Annotated in this window: 15 protein-coding genes; 8 read left to right on the top strand and 7 right to left on the bottom strand. The window is 74.6% G+C overall.

Annotation, left to right across the window (positions count from 1 at the left end; translation table 11 throughout):
* Window positions 1–10: 10 nt before the first annotated feature.
* From ACRVYW_RS08365 to ACRVYW_RS08390, 6 genes are read right to left on the bottom strand one after another with little or no spacing between them, the layout of a single operon-like run.
* The gene (locus ACRVYW_RS08365; RefSeq protein WP_431803552.1) at window positions 11–268 is read right to left on the bottom strand and encodes a MoaD/ThiS family protein; all 258 of its coding nucleotides are present in this window, start codon (window positions 266–268) and stop codon (window positions 11–13) included.
* Between the two features lie 14 nt (window positions 269–282).
* Window positions 283–1,386, bottom strand: coding sequence for a GTP 3',8-cyclase MoaA (moaA, locus tag ACRVYW_RS08370; protein WP_431803554.1), 1,104 nt, complete (start codon window positions 1,384–1,386; stop codon window positions 283–285).
* A 4-nt stretch (window positions 1,387–1,390) separates the two neighbouring features.
* The gene (locus tag ACRVYW_RS08375) at window positions 1,391–2,473 is read right to left on the bottom strand and encodes a sulfate/molybdate ABC transporter ATP-binding protein (protein WP_431803556.1); all 1,083 of its coding nucleotides are present in this window, start codon (window positions 2,471–2,473) and stop codon (window positions 1,391–1,393) included.
* Between the two features lie 34 nt (window positions 2,474–2,507).
* Window positions 2,508–3,311 carry an ABC transporter permease gene (locus ACRVYW_RS08380; protein ID WP_431803558.1) on the bottom strand — a complete coding sequence of 268 codons (804 nt, stop codon included), beginning with the start codon at window positions 3,309–3,311 and terminating at the stop codon, window positions 2,508–2,510.
* Window positions 3,312–3,319: 8 nt separating this feature from the next.
* Window positions 3,320–4,117, bottom strand: a complete 798-nt coding sequence (gene modA / locus ACRVYW_RS08385; protein ID WP_431803560.1) for a molybdate ABC transporter substrate-binding protein — start codon at window positions 4,115–4,117, stop codon at window positions 3,320–3,322.
* Window positions 4,114–4,548 (bottom strand): TOBE domain-containing protein, encoded by a 435-nt coding sequence (locus ACRVYW_RS08390; RefSeq protein WP_431803562.1) that lies wholly within the window; start codon window positions 4,546–4,548, stop codon window positions 4,114–4,116. Before ACRVYW_RS08390 ends, modA begins: the two co-directional genes overlap by 4 nt.
* 165 nt (window positions 4,549–4,713) lie before the next feature.
* On the opposite strand from ACRVYW_RS08390, the gene ACRVYW_RS08395 reads away from it, so the two are divergent.
* From ACRVYW_RS08395 to ACRVYW_RS08430, 8 genes are all read left to right on the top strand, one after another.
* A complete protein-coding gene (locus tag ACRVYW_RS08395; RefSeq protein WP_431803564.1) occupies window positions 4,714–5,970 on the top strand; it encodes a molybdopterin molybdotransferase MoeA in 1,257 nt (418 codons plus the stop codon).
* Entirely contained in the window at window positions 5,963–6,463 is a 501-nt protein-coding gene (moaC, locus tag ACRVYW_RS08400; protein WP_431803566.1) for a cyclic pyranopterin monophosphate synthase MoaC, read from the top strand. The genes ACRVYW_RS08395 and moaC overlap by 8 nt, the downstream gene beginning before the upstream one ends.
* Window positions 6,460–7,026, top strand: a complete 567-nt coding sequence (locus ACRVYW_RS08405) for a MogA/MoaB family molybdenum cofactor biosynthesis protein (RefSeq protein WP_431803568.1) — start codon at window positions 6,460–6,462, stop codon at window positions 7,024–7,026. The genes moaC and ACRVYW_RS08405 overlap by 4 nt, the downstream gene beginning before the upstream one ends.
* The gene (locus tag ACRVYW_RS08410; RefSeq protein ID WP_431803570.1) at window positions 7,023–7,445 is read left to right on the top strand and encodes a molybdenum cofactor biosynthesis protein MoaE; all 423 of its coding nucleotides are present in this window, start codon (window positions 7,023–7,025) and stop codon (window positions 7,443–7,445) included. The genes ACRVYW_RS08405 and ACRVYW_RS08410 overlap by 4 nt, the downstream gene beginning before the upstream one ends.
* A gap of 225 nt (window positions 7,446–7,670) precedes the next feature.
* On the top strand, window positions 7,671–8,546 hold the full coding sequence (locus ACRVYW_RS08415; RefSeq protein ID WP_431803572.1) for an FAD binding domain-containing protein: 876 nt from the start codon (window positions 7,671–7,673) through the stop codon (window positions 8,544–8,546).
* Window positions 8,543–11,425, top strand: coding sequence for a molybdopterin-dependent oxidoreductase (locus tag ACRVYW_RS08420; protein WP_431803574.1), 2,883 nt, complete (start codon window positions 8,543–8,545; stop codon window positions 11,423–11,425). The genes ACRVYW_RS08415 and ACRVYW_RS08420 overlap by 4 nt, the downstream gene beginning before the upstream one ends.
* Window positions 11,418–12,524: an XdhC family protein gene (locus ACRVYW_RS08425; protein ID WP_431803576.1), complete on the top strand. Its 1,107-nt coding sequence runs from the start codon at window positions 11,418–11,420 to the stop codon at window positions 12,522–12,524. The genes ACRVYW_RS08420 and ACRVYW_RS08425 overlap by 8 nt, the downstream gene beginning before the upstream one ends.
* Entirely contained in the window at window positions 12,521–13,111 is a 591-nt protein-coding gene (locus ACRVYW_RS08430) for a nucleotidyltransferase family protein (protein ID WP_431803578.1), read from the top strand. Before ACRVYW_RS08425 ends, ACRVYW_RS08430 begins: the two co-directional genes overlap by 4 nt.
* Window positions 13,112–13,159: 48 nt before the next feature.
* Here ACRVYW_RS08430 and ACRVYW_RS08435 read toward each other — a convergent pair whose 3' ends face one another.
* Complete coding sequence (locus tag ACRVYW_RS08435; protein WP_431803580.1) at window positions 13,160–14,101, bottom strand: 2-hydroxyacid dehydrogenase; 942 nt, start codon at window positions 14,099–14,101, stop codon at window positions 13,160–13,162.
* Window positions 14,102–14,124: the final 23 nt, after the last annotated feature.

Genomic DNA, 14,124 nt, shown 5'->3' on the forward strand with positions numbered 1-14,124 from the left:
CCACACCCCACTATCCGCCGGCGAAGGGCGGGAGGACGTCGACGAGGATGCCGGGGCGGAGTGGCGTCGTGAGATCGGTCGTCGTGACGCCGTCGACGAGGAACGAGCAGCGCTCGAGGACGGGGCGGGCGGATGCCGGGGCGCGCGCGATCAGCGCCGCGAGGTCGACGACGTCGGCGGCGTCGACGCGCTCTTCGGCCGCGCCGAGGGCGGCCTTCGCGGCGGCGAAGTAGCGCACGGTCACGGGGACGGTGGTGGTGGCAGGCATCCTGTGCTCTCTCGTCAGCCGCCGATGGCGCTCATCGGGCGGGCGGGCTGGGCGAAGCCGGGGTCGTCGATGCCGTGTCCGGCGCGCTTGCGCCACATCGCGGCGCGCCAGCGGTCGGCGAGCTCGTCGTCGGTCGCCCCGGCGCGCAGGAGGTCGCGCAGAGGTGTCTCGTCGTGCGCGAACAGGCAGTCGCGGATCGCGCCGTCGGCAGTCAGGCGGGTGCGGCGGCAGTCGCCGCAGAACGGCTCGGTCACCGACGCGATGATCCCGATGGTCCCCGAGCGGTGACCGTCGCGCTCGCGGACGTCGATCCGCTCGGCGGGCGCTCCCTCGCGCGGCGCGGGGTGCGGCTCGAGGTCGAAGCGCTCCGCGACGAGCGCACGCGTGCGGGCGGCTGTGACGACGTGGCCGCGGGTCCAGGCCCGGTCACCGCCGAGCGGCATCTGCTCGATGAAGCGCAGCTCGACGCCGGCATCCAGCGCCCAGGAGACGAGGTCGGCGGCCTCGTGCTCGTTGACCCCGGGAACGAGGACCGCGTTCACCTTCACGGCGAGCCCCGCATCGCGGGCGGCATGGATGCCGTCGAGCGCGCGCCGGAGCAGCGGCCGCCGCGTCACTGCGGCGTACACCTCGGGGTCGAGGCTGTCGAGCGACACGTTGACGCGGTGAAGGCCCGCCGCGGCGAGCGTGGCGGCGCGCTCGGCGAGGCCGATCGCGTTGGTCGTGAGTGCGAGGTCGGCGCGCGCGCCGCTCGGGTCGTGGAGCGCCGCCGCGCCCGCGACGATGTCGGCGAGCCCGGCGCGCAGCAGCGGCTCCCCGCCCGTGAAGCGGACGGCGCTGACCCCGAGCCGCGTGACGGCGATGCCGACGAGGCGCACGACTTCGGCATCCGTCAGGACGTCGCCCGACGGCATGGGATCGATGCCGTCTGCGGGCATGCAGTACGTGCAGCGGAGGTTGCAGCGGTCGGTGAGCGAGACGCGGAGGTCGGTCGCGACGCGGCCGAACCGGTCGACGAGTCCCGGGTGCGCCGGGCGCCCGGCGAGATCGGCGGCGAGATCCGCGGCGGCGCCGGACGTCGAGATACGCCGCCGGGGGAGTCCGAGCAGCACCGTCATCGCCTCAGGATACGTCGGGCTCGCGGGCGTAGAGGCGGACGAGGCGCGGGTCGACGTCGAGGAGCACGGGGCTTCCGGGAGCGAAGGCGCGGGCGTCTGCGCCGTCGGCGGCTGTTCCGACGAGGCCCCCGGCCGTCACGCGCAGCCGCCCCGCGACCACGTCGAGGTGCGTGACGCGGGGGGCGCCTTCCGCATCGTCGATTCGGGCGGGCAGGGTGTCGGCGCGGACCGTCACGGCATCCGGAGGCACCGCCGCGAACGCCGGCGTCCCCTCCGCGAGCGGGCCGGGATCGCCCGGGATGCGGAGCCCGGTCGCGTCGACGAGACCGGGGGCCTGCACGACGCCGGCGACGAGCGCGACCCCCGCCAGCCGCGCCGAGAACGCCGTGCGGGGGTGCGCGAGAAGGTCCGCCGTCGCGGCGTCCTCGACGATGCGGCCCGCGTCGAGGACGACGGCGCGGTCGGCGAGCAGCAGCGCGTCGAGCGGGTCGTGCGTCACGACGATGCCGGGAACGGCGGCGAGGGCGGATGCGAGGACGCGGCGCACCTCGTCGCGTCCCGCGACGTCGAGCGCGACGAGGGGTTCGTCGAGGAGGAGCGCGACCGGGTCGGCGGCGAGGGCGCGAGCGACGGCGACGCGACGCGCCTGCCCGCCGGACAGCCGGTGCGGGAGCGTGTCGGCGAGAGCCGCCGCGCCGACGTCCCCGAGACGCGCGTCGGCGATGGTGCGCGCCGCCGCGCGCCCGTCGCCGCGGCTGCGCGGCGCGAAGGCGACGTTCTCCCGCGCGGTCAGATGGGGGAACAGCAGCGGGTCCTGCGCGAGGAGGGCGACGCCGCGGCGGTGCGCGGGGACGTCGGTACGGGTGCGGCCGACGGCGCCTTCGGCGCGGGCCCCGACGTCGAACAGCGTGCGCCCGCTCACGACAATGCGACCCCGATCGGGGGAGAGGATGCCGGCGATCGCCCCGAGCACCGTGGACTTGCCGCTGCCGTTCGGGCCGAGGAGAGCGACCGTCTGCCCGTCGGGTACGTCGAGGCGCACGTCGACGCCCCGCGCGTCGACGACGACGTGCGCGTGGATGCTCATCGCCCGCTCACCGCCCTCACCGCGTTCATGCCGCTCACCGTTCGCCTCCCGCGACGCGCGCGGCGCCGGTGACCGCCATCGTCGCGACCGCGACGGCGACGAGGACGAAGGCGAGCGCGACCGCGGCATCCGGATCGGTCTCGCGCTGCAGGTAGATCTCCAGCGGCAGCGTCCGGGTGGTGCCTTCGAGGCTCCCCGCGAAGGCGAGCGTCGCGCCGAACTCGCCGAGCGACCGGGCGAAGGCGAGGATCGTCCCGGAGACGAGCGCCGGTACGGCGAGCGGAAGCGTGACGCGGCGGAGCACCGTCCCGGGGGCGGCGCCGAGGGTCGCCGCGACCGACTCGTAGTCGGGGCGGCCGCCGCGGAGCGCGCCCTCGACCGCGACGACGAGGAACGGGAGCGAGACGAAGGTCTGCGCCATCACCACGGCCGTCGTCGTGAACGCGATCTGCACCCCGAGCGCTTCGAGGTGCGCGCCGAGCAGTCCGCGGCGGCCGAACGCGGCGAGGAGGGCGATGCCGCCGATCACGGGCGGCAGCACGAGCGGCAGCAGGACGACGGTGCGGACGACGGTCGCCGTGCGTCCGCGCAGGCGCGCGAGCACGAGCGCGAGCGGCACCCCGAGGACGATGCACAGCATCGTGCTGATCGTCGCGGTCCGCAGGCTCAGACCGAGGGCGGTGAGCGCCGACTCGCTCGTGACGAGCTGACCGAACCGCGACCAGTCCACCCGGAGCGTGAGCGCGACGATCGGCACGACGACGAAGACCACCGCCACGACCGCGACGACCACGACCCACCAGGGCAGGGGTGTGCGCCGCGGCGCGGTGAGCGTCATCGGTGCCCCTATCGGTCGTCGCCGAAGCCGGACGCGTCGAGGATCTCGCGCCCCGACGGCCCCCGCACGAACGTGGCGAACGCCGCGGCGACGTCGGGCGCGGAACTGCCCGCGAGGACGGCGATGGGGTAGCGGTTGATGACGAAGTCCGACTCGGGGAACTCGACACCCTCGACGCTGTCGCCCGCCGCGATCACATCGGTGCGGTACACGACGCCGGCATCGGCCTCGCCCGCGGCCACCTTGCCGAGCACGTCGGTGACGGCGTTCTCTTCGCTGACCGGCGTGAGCGTCACGCCCGCGAGCTCCGCCACCTCGCGCGTCGCGGCGCCGCACGGCACCTGCGGCGCGCAGACGACGAGGCGCAGGCCCGGCCGGGCCAGGTCGTCGAACGAGCCGATGCCGGCGGGATTTCCCGGCGGCACCGCGATCTCGAGGGTGTTGGACGCGAAGATCTCCGGGTCGCCGTCGATGAGCCCGGCATCCTGCGCCTTGGTCATGTTCGCCTCGTCGGCGGAGGCGAACACGTCGGCGGGCGCGCCCTCGGTCAGCTGCGTCACGAGCGCCGACGACCCGGCGAAGTTCAGGGTCACGTGCACGCCCGGGTGCGCGTCTTCGAAGGCATCCGCGATCTCGGTGAACGTGCCCGTCAGCGACGCCGCTGCGAAGACGGTGATGTCGCCCGCAAGCGCGTCGCCGGATGCCGTCGAGGCTGACGGCGACGGGGTCTCCGAGGACGGTCCGCACCCCGTGAGCAGCAGGCCCGCGACGACGAGGGATGCCGCGAGTGCGGCCGCCCGCCTCACGCGGTCACCTCGCGCTCGCTGTCGGGGTAGGGGGAGGGGTGCGGGGTCTCAACGATGACGTGCGTCGCCTTGATGACGGCGACCGCGAGGACTCCCGGGACGAGGCCGAGCTCGCGCACCGCTTCGGCGCTCATGAGCGAGACGCAGCGGTGCGGGCCGCACTGCAGTTCGACCTGCGCCATGACGGTGTCGGCGACGACGCGCGTCACGATCCCGACGAAGCGGTTGCGCGCCGAGCTGCCGATGCCCGACGGGTCGCGGGTCTCGCGGGCGCGTTCGCGTGCCAGGTCGGCGAGCTCCACGCCGTCGACGACGAGCCGGCCGGCGTCGTCGGGTTCGGCGCCAAGCGACCCGGCATCCACCCACCGGCGCACGGTGTCATCGCTCACTCCGAGAAGGCTCGCGGCCTCGCTGATCCGATAATGCGGCATGGATCGCATGATACTTCCGCATGTGCGGTGCGCGGGGTGTTCGCCCGCACGGGATCGACGGGCGATCTTCGGAGATCCGGTGTACTTCGGACGTTTTGGGCGGCGGGCGTCCGGAGAACGCGCGATCTCCGAAGAACGCGGGATGCCGTGCGGCAGGATGGTCGCATGACCTCGATCGCCGACCACGTCGCCGCGGTGCGGCAGGTGCTCGCGGCGGTCCCGGTGCGCGAGCGCGCGGTCGGGGTCTCGGCGGCGGACGTGGCCCGGCATCCCTCACGCACGCGCGCACGCCGCCTGACGCGCGACGTCGTCGCGGCGGGCGACGTGCCGCGGTTCGACAACTCCCAGATGGACGGGTACGCCGTGCGTGCGGCTGATCTCGCGGGCGCGGATGCCGCACACCCCGTCACCCTTCCCGTGGCCGCACCCATCGCGGCGGGGGCATCGGCCGGTGCCCTCGCGCCGGGCACGGCGGCGCCGATCATGACCGGCGCGCCGATCCCCGCGGGTGCCGACGCGATCGTCCCGGTCGAGCGCACCGCGCCGGGGACCTTCGACGCCGAGCACGTGACCTTCGCCCAGCCCGTCGCGCCGGGGACGTTCGTCCGCGTGCGCGGCGCGGACATCGCGCAGGGCGACCTGCTGGCCGCGGCCGGCACCCCCGTGCGCCCGGCGCATCTCGGCGCGTTCGCCGCGGCATCCGTCGGCGAGGTCTGCGTCGGGGCGCGCGTGCGCGTGCTCGTCGTGACGACGGGGCGCGAGCTGGCGACGGCACACGAGCCCACGCTCGGGTCGGGCGACGACGCGCGCATCCCCGACGCCGTCGGCGGCATGCTGGTGCGCGCCGTCACCGACGCCGGCGCCCGCGCCCGGTGGATCGTGTGCCCGAGCGACGACCCCGACGAGTTCCGCGCGCTCCTCGCGCGGGCCGGGCGCTGGCCCGACGTCATCGTCACCGTCGGAGGGGTCAGCCGCGGCGCGTACGAGGTCGTGAAGCTCGCGTTCGCGGGTGAGCGCGTCCGGTTCGGTCACCTCGATCTGCAGCCGGGCGGCCCCCAGGGCCTCGGGGTGGTCGCACTCGACGGGCGCGACGTGCCGGTGCTGTGCTTCCCGGGCAACCCCGTGAGCGCGCTGATCTCCTTCGAGCTGTTCCTACGGCCCTGGCTACGGGGGCGCGCGGGCCTCACCCCGTCGCGCCGCGTCGAGCGCCTACCGCTCGCCGAGGCGATCGAGTCGCCCGCCCACCAGCATCAGATCCGGCGGGGTAGTCTGCGGGGCGACGGCACCGTCGCGACGGTCGGCGGTCCCGGCTCGCACCTGATCGCGCACTATGCGGCGGCGGATGCCCTCGTGCACGTCCCCGTCGGGGTCGCGCATCTGGAGGCGGGCGACGACGTGGAGGTGTGGGTGCTGGATGAGTGAGAACGACCGCGGGTCCGAGCCGGCGCTGACGCACGTGCGCGAGGACGGCGCCGTGCACATGGTCGACGTGTCGGCGAAGCAGGCGACCGTCCGCACGGCGCGCGCCTCGGCGGTCGTCGTGACGACCCCCGAGACGGTGGCGCTCGTTGCGACGGGCGACCTGCCGAAGGGCGAGGCGCTCGCGACGGCGCGCATCGCCGGCATCCTCGCGGCGAAGCAGACCCCGCAGCTCATCCCGCTGTGCCATCCGCTGCCGCTGTCGGCGGTCGAGGTGTCGTTCGCGCTGACGCCCGAGGAGGGACGCATCGGCATCGAGACGTTCGTCAAGACGACCGCGCCGACCGGCGTCGAGATGGAAGCGCTGACGGCCGCGAGCGTCGCCGCGCTCACGGTGTTCGACATGATCAAGGCGGTCGACGCGACGGCGGTCATCGAAGGCATCCGCGTCGTCGAGAAGCGCGGCGGCAAGAGCGACATCGGCGGGGGCGCATGAGTGGCGCGACCGATGCGACCGGCGCGAGCGATGCGACCGGCGCGACCCGAGCGAGCGCCGCGCGCCGCGCGGTCGTCGTGATCGCGTCGACCCGTGCGGCCGCCGGCGTCTACCCCGACCGGGTCGGGCCGCTCGTGGCCGAGTGGCTCGTCGCGCGAGGGTGGCCGGAGCCGAAGGTCGTCGTCGTCCCCGACGGCGACCCGGTGGGCGACGCGCTCCGCACCGCGGTGGCCGCCGGGGCGGACCTCGTCGTCACGAGCGGCGGCACGGGCCTGTCTCCGACCGATGCGACCCCCGAGCAGACCCGTGCCGTGATCGAGCGCGAAGTGCCGGGCATCGCCGAAGAGCTGCGCCGTCGCGGCGCCGCGCACACCCCGCTCGCGCTCCTCTCCCGCGGCGTCGCGGGAGCCGCCGGGCCCACCCTGATCGTCAACCTCCCCGGATCGCCGTCGGGGGTGCGCGACGGCCTCGACGTCCTCGGCGAGGTCCTCGATCATGCGCTCGACCAGCTGCGCGGCGGCGACCACCCGGCACCCGCTCCGCCCTCGGGAGGGCCCGCATGACCGTCCGCCTCGCGCGCATCGCGGCTGATCCGGTCGCCCTCGCCGAGGTCGAAGATGTCGTGGCGGATGCCGCGCACGGCGCCGTCGTGTCGTTCGCGGGCGTCGTCCGCGACCACGACGGGGGTCGTGCGGTGACGAGGCTATCGTACGAGGCCCACCCCGACGCGGAGCGGATGCTCGCGGCATCCGCGGCCCGCATCGCCTCCCGGCATCCGGGTGTCGCGCTCGCCGTCGTCCACCGCGTCGGTGACCTCGTCATCGGCGACCTGGCGCTCGCGTGCGCCGCGGGCAGCGCCCACCGCGCCGCCGCGTTCGACGCGTGCCGCGACCTGGTCGACGACGTCAAAGCCACCGTCCCGATCTGGAAGCACCAGCTCTTCGCCGACGGCACCGACGAGTGGGTCGGCGCGCTGGAGTAGCGCCGGAATCACGCGGGTGAGCGTCGGTCGACGAGCGCAGAGACGGGATACGACGCACCGGGATACGACGCACCGGGATACGACACACCGGGCGCCCGCCGCCGACCCACGCGGCCGATCCGCACGTCCCTTTTACATCGCCGACACATGCGTGGTGTTGGCTGAGCGCACGCCGCGGCGCCCGGATCCGCCGGCACCGCACGAGAGAGCGCGAGAGGGGATGCCGTGGACCTCACCACCGTGACCGCCTACCGCGCGGCGCGCACCCGCGCCGACCTCGCCCTCGCGCCGGGCGAGCGGATCCTCGGCGGCGGCACCTGGCTCTACTCCGAGCCGCAGCCGGAGACGACGGGCCTCGTCGACCTCACGACGATGGGCTGGCGGCCGATCGAGGAGCTCGAGGCGCCGGATGGCGGCATCCGCATCGCCGCGACCTGCACGATCGCCGAGCTCACCCGCTACCGCGGACACCGTCACCCGTGGCGGGCCGCGCCGCTGTTCACGCAGAGCGCGCACGCGCTGCTGGCATCCTTCAAGGTCTGGAACGTCGCGACCGTCGGGGGCAACATCTGTCGCGCGTTCGCGGCGGGCGCGATGGTGTCGCTGTGCACGGCGCTCGACGGCGTCGCCGAGATCTGGACGCCGTCGGGGGATGCCTACCGCATCGCCGTCGCCGACCTCGTGACCGGCAACGGCACGACCTCGCTCGGCCCCGGCGAGGTGCTCCGCGCCGTCGAGCTGCCCGCCCGTGCCCTCCGCGCGCGCACGGCGCTGCGCAAGATCGCGCTCGCCGAGCTCGGCCGCTCGGGAGCCGTCGTGATCGGCCGCGTCGACGAGGACGGCGCGGTCGTCTTCTCGATCACCGCCGCGACGCAGCGCCCCTCGATCCTCCGCTACCCGTACATGCCGGATGCCGCCGCGCTCCGCGCCGACATCGACCGGCTCGCGGGGTACTACACCGACCCGCTCGGCACCGCCGACTGGCGTCGCCAGGTGGCGGGCGTGCTCGCGGAGGAGATCCGTGACGAGCTGACACGCGACGAGCCGACAGAGAACCAGCCCGCAGAGAACGATCCCGCAGAGAACGAGCCCGCCGCATGAGGTTCGAGATCAACGGCGAAGAGGTGGATGCCGCGCCCGCACCCGGCCAGTGCCTCCGGACGCTCCTGCGCGACCACGGCCACACCGAGGTCAAGCGCGGGTGCGACGCCGGCGACTGCGGCGCGTGTTCGGTCATCGTCGACGGCGAACCCGTGCACTCGTGCATCTTCCCGGCGCAGCGGATCGAGGGGCGCTCGGTCACGACCGCCGCGGGGCTCGGCACGCCCGGCGACCTGTCGCCGATGCAGGAGTCGTTCGTCGAGCACTTCGGGTTCCAGTGCGGCTACTGCACGCCCGGCATGATCGTCACCGCCTCGACCCTCGGCGAAAGCGATCTCGACGACCTTCCCCGCAGGATGAAGGGCAACCTCTGCCGCTGCACGGGGTACCGGGCGGTGGAGGAGGCGATCCGCGACGGCGTCGCGCGCGGCGTGAGCGCCGGAAGTGACGCGGTGCGCACACGCGGCGCGCAGAACCTCGGGTCCACCGGCATCCGCCCGGGCGAGATCCGCGACGCGCCGCGCTCGCCGGAGACCATCGCGCCCGGCGACGCCATCGGCCGCTCCGTCCACCCGCCCGCCGCCGCGCGCGTCGTCGCGGGCCTCGAGCCCTACACCTTCGACCTCACGCCCGACGAGCTCGCCGGCCCGTTCGCGGGCGCGCTCGTCCTGCGCGTCCTCGGGTCGCCGCACGCGCACGCGCGCATCGCGGCGATCGACACGTCGGCCGCCGAGGCGCTGCCCGGGGTCCACCTCGTCCTCGATCACCGCAGCGTCGACACCCCGCGCTTCTCGACCGGGCGCCACGAGCATCGTGAGGACGACCCCGACGACACGCTGATCCTCGACGACACCGTGCGCTTCGCCGGGCAGCGGGTCGCGGCGGTCGTCGCCGACACCGCCGCGATCGCCGAGGCGGCGCTCCGCCTCATCCGTGTCGAGTACGACGTGCTCCCCGCCGTCTTCGATCCCGAGCTCGCCCGCTCTCCCGGCGCGCCGCTGATCCACCCCGAGCGGACGCCCGCCGACCGCGTCGACGACGCGGCCCGGAACGTCATCATCTCCCTCCACGACGGCTACGGCGACGTCGATGCCGGGCTCGCGGCGGCTCACACGACGGTCAGCGGCACGTGGAGCAACGGGCGCGTCATCCACGCGCAGCTCGAAACGCGCGGCGCGATCGGACGCCTCGACGAAAACGGTCGCCTCGTCATCCGCACGAGCACCCAGGTGCCGTTCCTCGTCCGCGACGAGCTGGCCTACATCCTCGGGCTCGACCGCGATCGCGTCCGCGTGCACACGGCGCGCGTCGGCGGCGGATTCGGCGGCAAGCAGGAGCTCTTCTGCGAAGATCTCGTCGCCCTCGCCGTGCTCCGCACCGGTCGCCCCGTCGCGTACGAACTGACCCGCCGCGAGGAGTTCGAGCGCACGGCGGTGCGGCACCCGATGCGCGTGTCGGTGACACTCGGGGCGGATGAGGACGGCATCCTCACCGCGATGGACGTCGACCTCCTCTCCGACACGGGCGCCTACGGCAACCACTCGCGCGGCGTCCTCTTCCACAGCGTCGCCGAGTCGCTGAGCCTCTACCGTTGCCCCGCGAAGCGGCTGGATGCCGAGGCCGTCTACACCAACAACGTGCCCTCCGGGGCGTTCCGCGGCTACGGCCTCGGACAGGTCATCTTCGCGGTCGAGAGCGCGCTCGACGAGCTCGCGATCGAACTCGACATCGACCCGTTCGAGCTGCGGCGGCGGAACGCGGTCGCCGAGGGCGACGCGCTCCTCCACCACTCGAGCGAGCCTGACGCCGACCTCGTGTGGGGCAGCTACGGCCTCGACCAGTGCCTCGACCTCGCCCGCGGTGCGCTCGAGCGGGGCAACGGGGTCGAGGCCCCCGCGGGCTGGCTCGTCGGCGAGGGGATGGCCGCTGCGATGATCGCGACGATGGCCCCCTTCGGGCACATCTCGCACGTGACCCTCGACGTCACCCCCGACGGCCGCTACCGGGTCGGCATCGGCACTGCGGAGTTCGGCAACGGCACGACGACGGTGCACACGCAGATCGTCGCGACCGACCTCGCGACGACACCCGACCGGGTCGATCTGCATCATTCCGACACGGATGCCGCACGCCACGACACCGGCGCCTTCGCGTCGGCCGGCATCACGGTCGCCGGCAAGGCGCTGCACGCCGCGGCGCTCGCGCTCGCCCGCGTGCTGCGCGAGACGGCGTCCGCGCTCACCGGTATTCCCGTTGAGGAATGCATGCTCACGCCGAATGGCGTGGAGGCCGGTCGCCTCGTCGGATTCACCGAGCTGATCGCCGCGGCGCCCGCGGATCGGCGGCACGGCGAGGGTCTCCGAACCGACGGGAGCGAGCTCGGAGATCACCGTTCGCTCGCCTTCAACGTGCACGCGTTCCGCGTCGCGGTGCGGCCCGAGACGGGCGAGGTGCGCATTCTGCAGTCGGTGCAGGCGGCGGATGCCGGAACCGTGATGAATCCCGAGCAGTGCCGCGGTCAGGTCGAGGGCGGCGTCGCGCAGGGCATCGGATCGGCGCTGTACGAAGAGATCATGGTCTCGCCGTCGGGCGCGCTGCAGACGCCCGTCTTCCGGGTGTACCGCGTGCCGCAGCTGGCGGACATCCCCCGCACCGAGGTGCTGTTCGCCGACACGAGCGACGACCTCGGCCCCTTCGGTGCGAAGTCGATGAGCGAGTCGCCGTACAACCCCGTCGCACCCGCGCTCGCGAACGCGATCCGCCGCGCGCTCGGCACGCGGCCTTACGAGCTGCCGATGTCGCGCGACCGGGTGTGGCGCCTCGCGGCGGCGCGCGCGGCGCAACCCGTTCTCGTTGAGAGCGAGACCGCCGATGCGTGACATCCTCGACGACGCGGTCGCCTGGCTCGGCTCGGGTCGGGCGATCGCCGTGGCGACCGTTGTGGCCGTCCGCGGCTCGGCCCCGCGCGAACTCGGGGCGAGCATGATCGTCGCGGAGGTGGAGGCCGGCGGGCTCACGGTACGCGGCAACGTCTCGGGCGGCTGCGTCGAGGGCGCGGTCATCGAGGCGTGCCTCGACGCGCTCGCCACCGGCCGCGCGGGTGTCGCGAGCTACGGCATCGCCGAGGACGACCTGCTCGGGGTCGGGCTCATGTGCGGCGGCAGCATCGACGTGCTGGTCCGTCCCGTGCGCCCCGGCACGCCCGAAGCCGCCGATCTCGCGCGCCTGCGCGACCCGCAGGCCCCCCTCGTCCTCACTCTTGCCGTGCGGGGCGACGAGCTCGGCGGGGTGTCTGTCGGCGGGGTGTCGGTCGGCGGCGCGGGCGACCCCGGCATCCCGCCGGACGCGGCTGCGCTCGCGGGCGGCGACCGGGCGCGCTTGCTCAGCTACGACGGCGACGGATGCCTCACCGAGGCCGACCCCGCCACGCAGTACCTCACCCAGTACCTTGTCGTGCCGTTCGGCGGCCCGCCGCGCCTCGTCATCGTCGGCGCGGTGCAGTACGGCGTCGCGCTCTCACGCATCGGCGCCGCGTGCGGGTACGCCGTCACCGTCGTCGACCCGCGTGACGCCTTCGCCGACGCGCAGCGGTTCCCGGATGCCGAGGTCGTCCGCGACTGGCCCGACCGGTGGCTCGCGTGCGCGACACTCGACGACCGCACCGCCGTGTGCGTCCTCAGCCACGACGAGAAGATCGACGTGCCGGCGCTCCGCGTCGCGCTCGCGAGCTCCGCGGGCTACGTCGGCGCGATGGGCAGCCGCCGCACGCACGACGACCGGCTCGACCGCCTGCGCGCCGCGGGCGTCACCCCCGCGCAGCTCGCGCGGCTGCGCTCGCCCATCGGCCTCGACCTCGGTGGACGCTCGGCCGAGGAGACGGCGCTGTCGATCCTCGCCGAGATCGTCGCGGTGCGGCACGGGCGCAGCGCGGTTCCGCTGACCGAGGCATCCGGACCCCTGCACGCGGCGGGTTCGTGAGCGGCACGGTCGGGATCGTCCTCGCCGCCGGTGCGGGCACGCGCTACGGGATGCCGAAGGCCCTCGTCGTCGGGTCAGACGGCATCCCCTGGATCGTCCGCGCCGTCGAGACCCTCCGGGCGGGCGGATGCGCGCGGGTCGTCGTGGCGCTCGGGGCGGAGCGCGCGGCGGCAGGGCGTCTCGTTCCCGCCGGGGACGGGCGCGTTGAGATCGTCGAGGTCGCGGACTGGGCGGAGGGCCTCTCGGCGAGCGTCCGCGCGGCTCTCGGCGCGCTGGAGTCATCGGCCGTGCCGGGGGCGTTGACCGGTGCCTCGGCGGCGGTGCTCGTCCCCGTCGACACCCCCGGTCTCCCGGCGGCGGCGGTCGCCCGCCTCGCCGCGGGCGCAGACGTCGAGACCCTCCGCCGCGCCGTCTACGACGGGGTGCCGGGGCATCCGGTCGTCATCGGGCGGTCGCATTGGAGCGCGCTCTCGGCGGAGCTGGCGGGAGACCAAGGTGCCGGCCCGTACCTCGCCGCCCACGGCGCCGAGCGCACCGAATGCGGCGACCTCTGGGACGGCGCCGACGTCGACGCCCCGCCCGCCTGACCCCCCGCCCGCCTGACGCCCTCGCCTATCCCGCCGCGAACGCGCCCCTCAGGTGCGGATGACGATGTTCTCGGGCTCTTCGCCGGCGCGGACGTGGTCGATCTGGCGGCGGACGAGCGCCGCCATCCGGGGCAGCATCGCGGTCGATGCGCCGCCGACGTGCGGGGCGATGAGAGCGCCCTCGAGGTCCCAGAGCGGGTGGTCGGCGGGCAGCGGCTCGGGGTCGACGACATCGAGCGCGGCGCGCAGCCGACCGGAGGCGACCTCGGCAACGAGCGCGTCGGTGTCGACGAGCGTGCCGCGACCGACGTTCACGACGAGCGCTCCGTCGGGAAGGAGCGCGAGTGCTGCGGCATCCATCACGTGCCGCGTACCGTCGCCGCCGGGGAGCGCGAGCACCGCGATCTCGGCGGTCGGGAGGAGCTCGGTCAGCTCATCGATGCCGTGGACGTGCACGCCGTCCTCGTCGCGGGCGTGCGAGGCAACCGGCACGAGGTCGACCTCGAAGGGCAGCAGCCGCGCGGCGATCGCCTTACCGACGCCGCCGTAGCCGAGCAGCAGCACGCGCCGGTCGGCGAGGCTCGGGTGGAACGCGGTCGTCCACGCGTGGCGGTCCTGGTCGCGGACGAATCCGGGGATGCCGCGCTGCGCGGCGAGCGTCAGGGCGAGCGCGAGTTCCGCGGTCGAGGTCTCGTGGACCGTCGCGGCGTTCGCGAACACGGAACCCGCGGGGAGCCGGTCGGCGATGCCCTCGTACCCGATCGCCTGCCCCTGCAGCAGCCCGATGCGGACGTCGGGGAGCCCGCGCAGCACGCTCAGCGCCGGACCGAGCGACATGTACGGCGGCACCGCGATCGCGATGTCGGCGCCGCCTTCTGCCGCACCGGGCGGCGGTCCGTCCATCGGCCAGACGCGCAGGTCCACGTCACCGGGGACGGGGCCGATCGCGGCGGCGAGTTCTTCGGTGGGGACGGTGACGAGGATGCTCACCCCTCGACGCTACCCGTGTCCGA

Source organism: Microbacterium sp. bgisy203 (assembly GCF_965345155.1).
Lineage (GTDB): Bacteria > Actinomycetota > Actinomycetes > Actinomycetales > Microbacteriaceae > Microbacterium.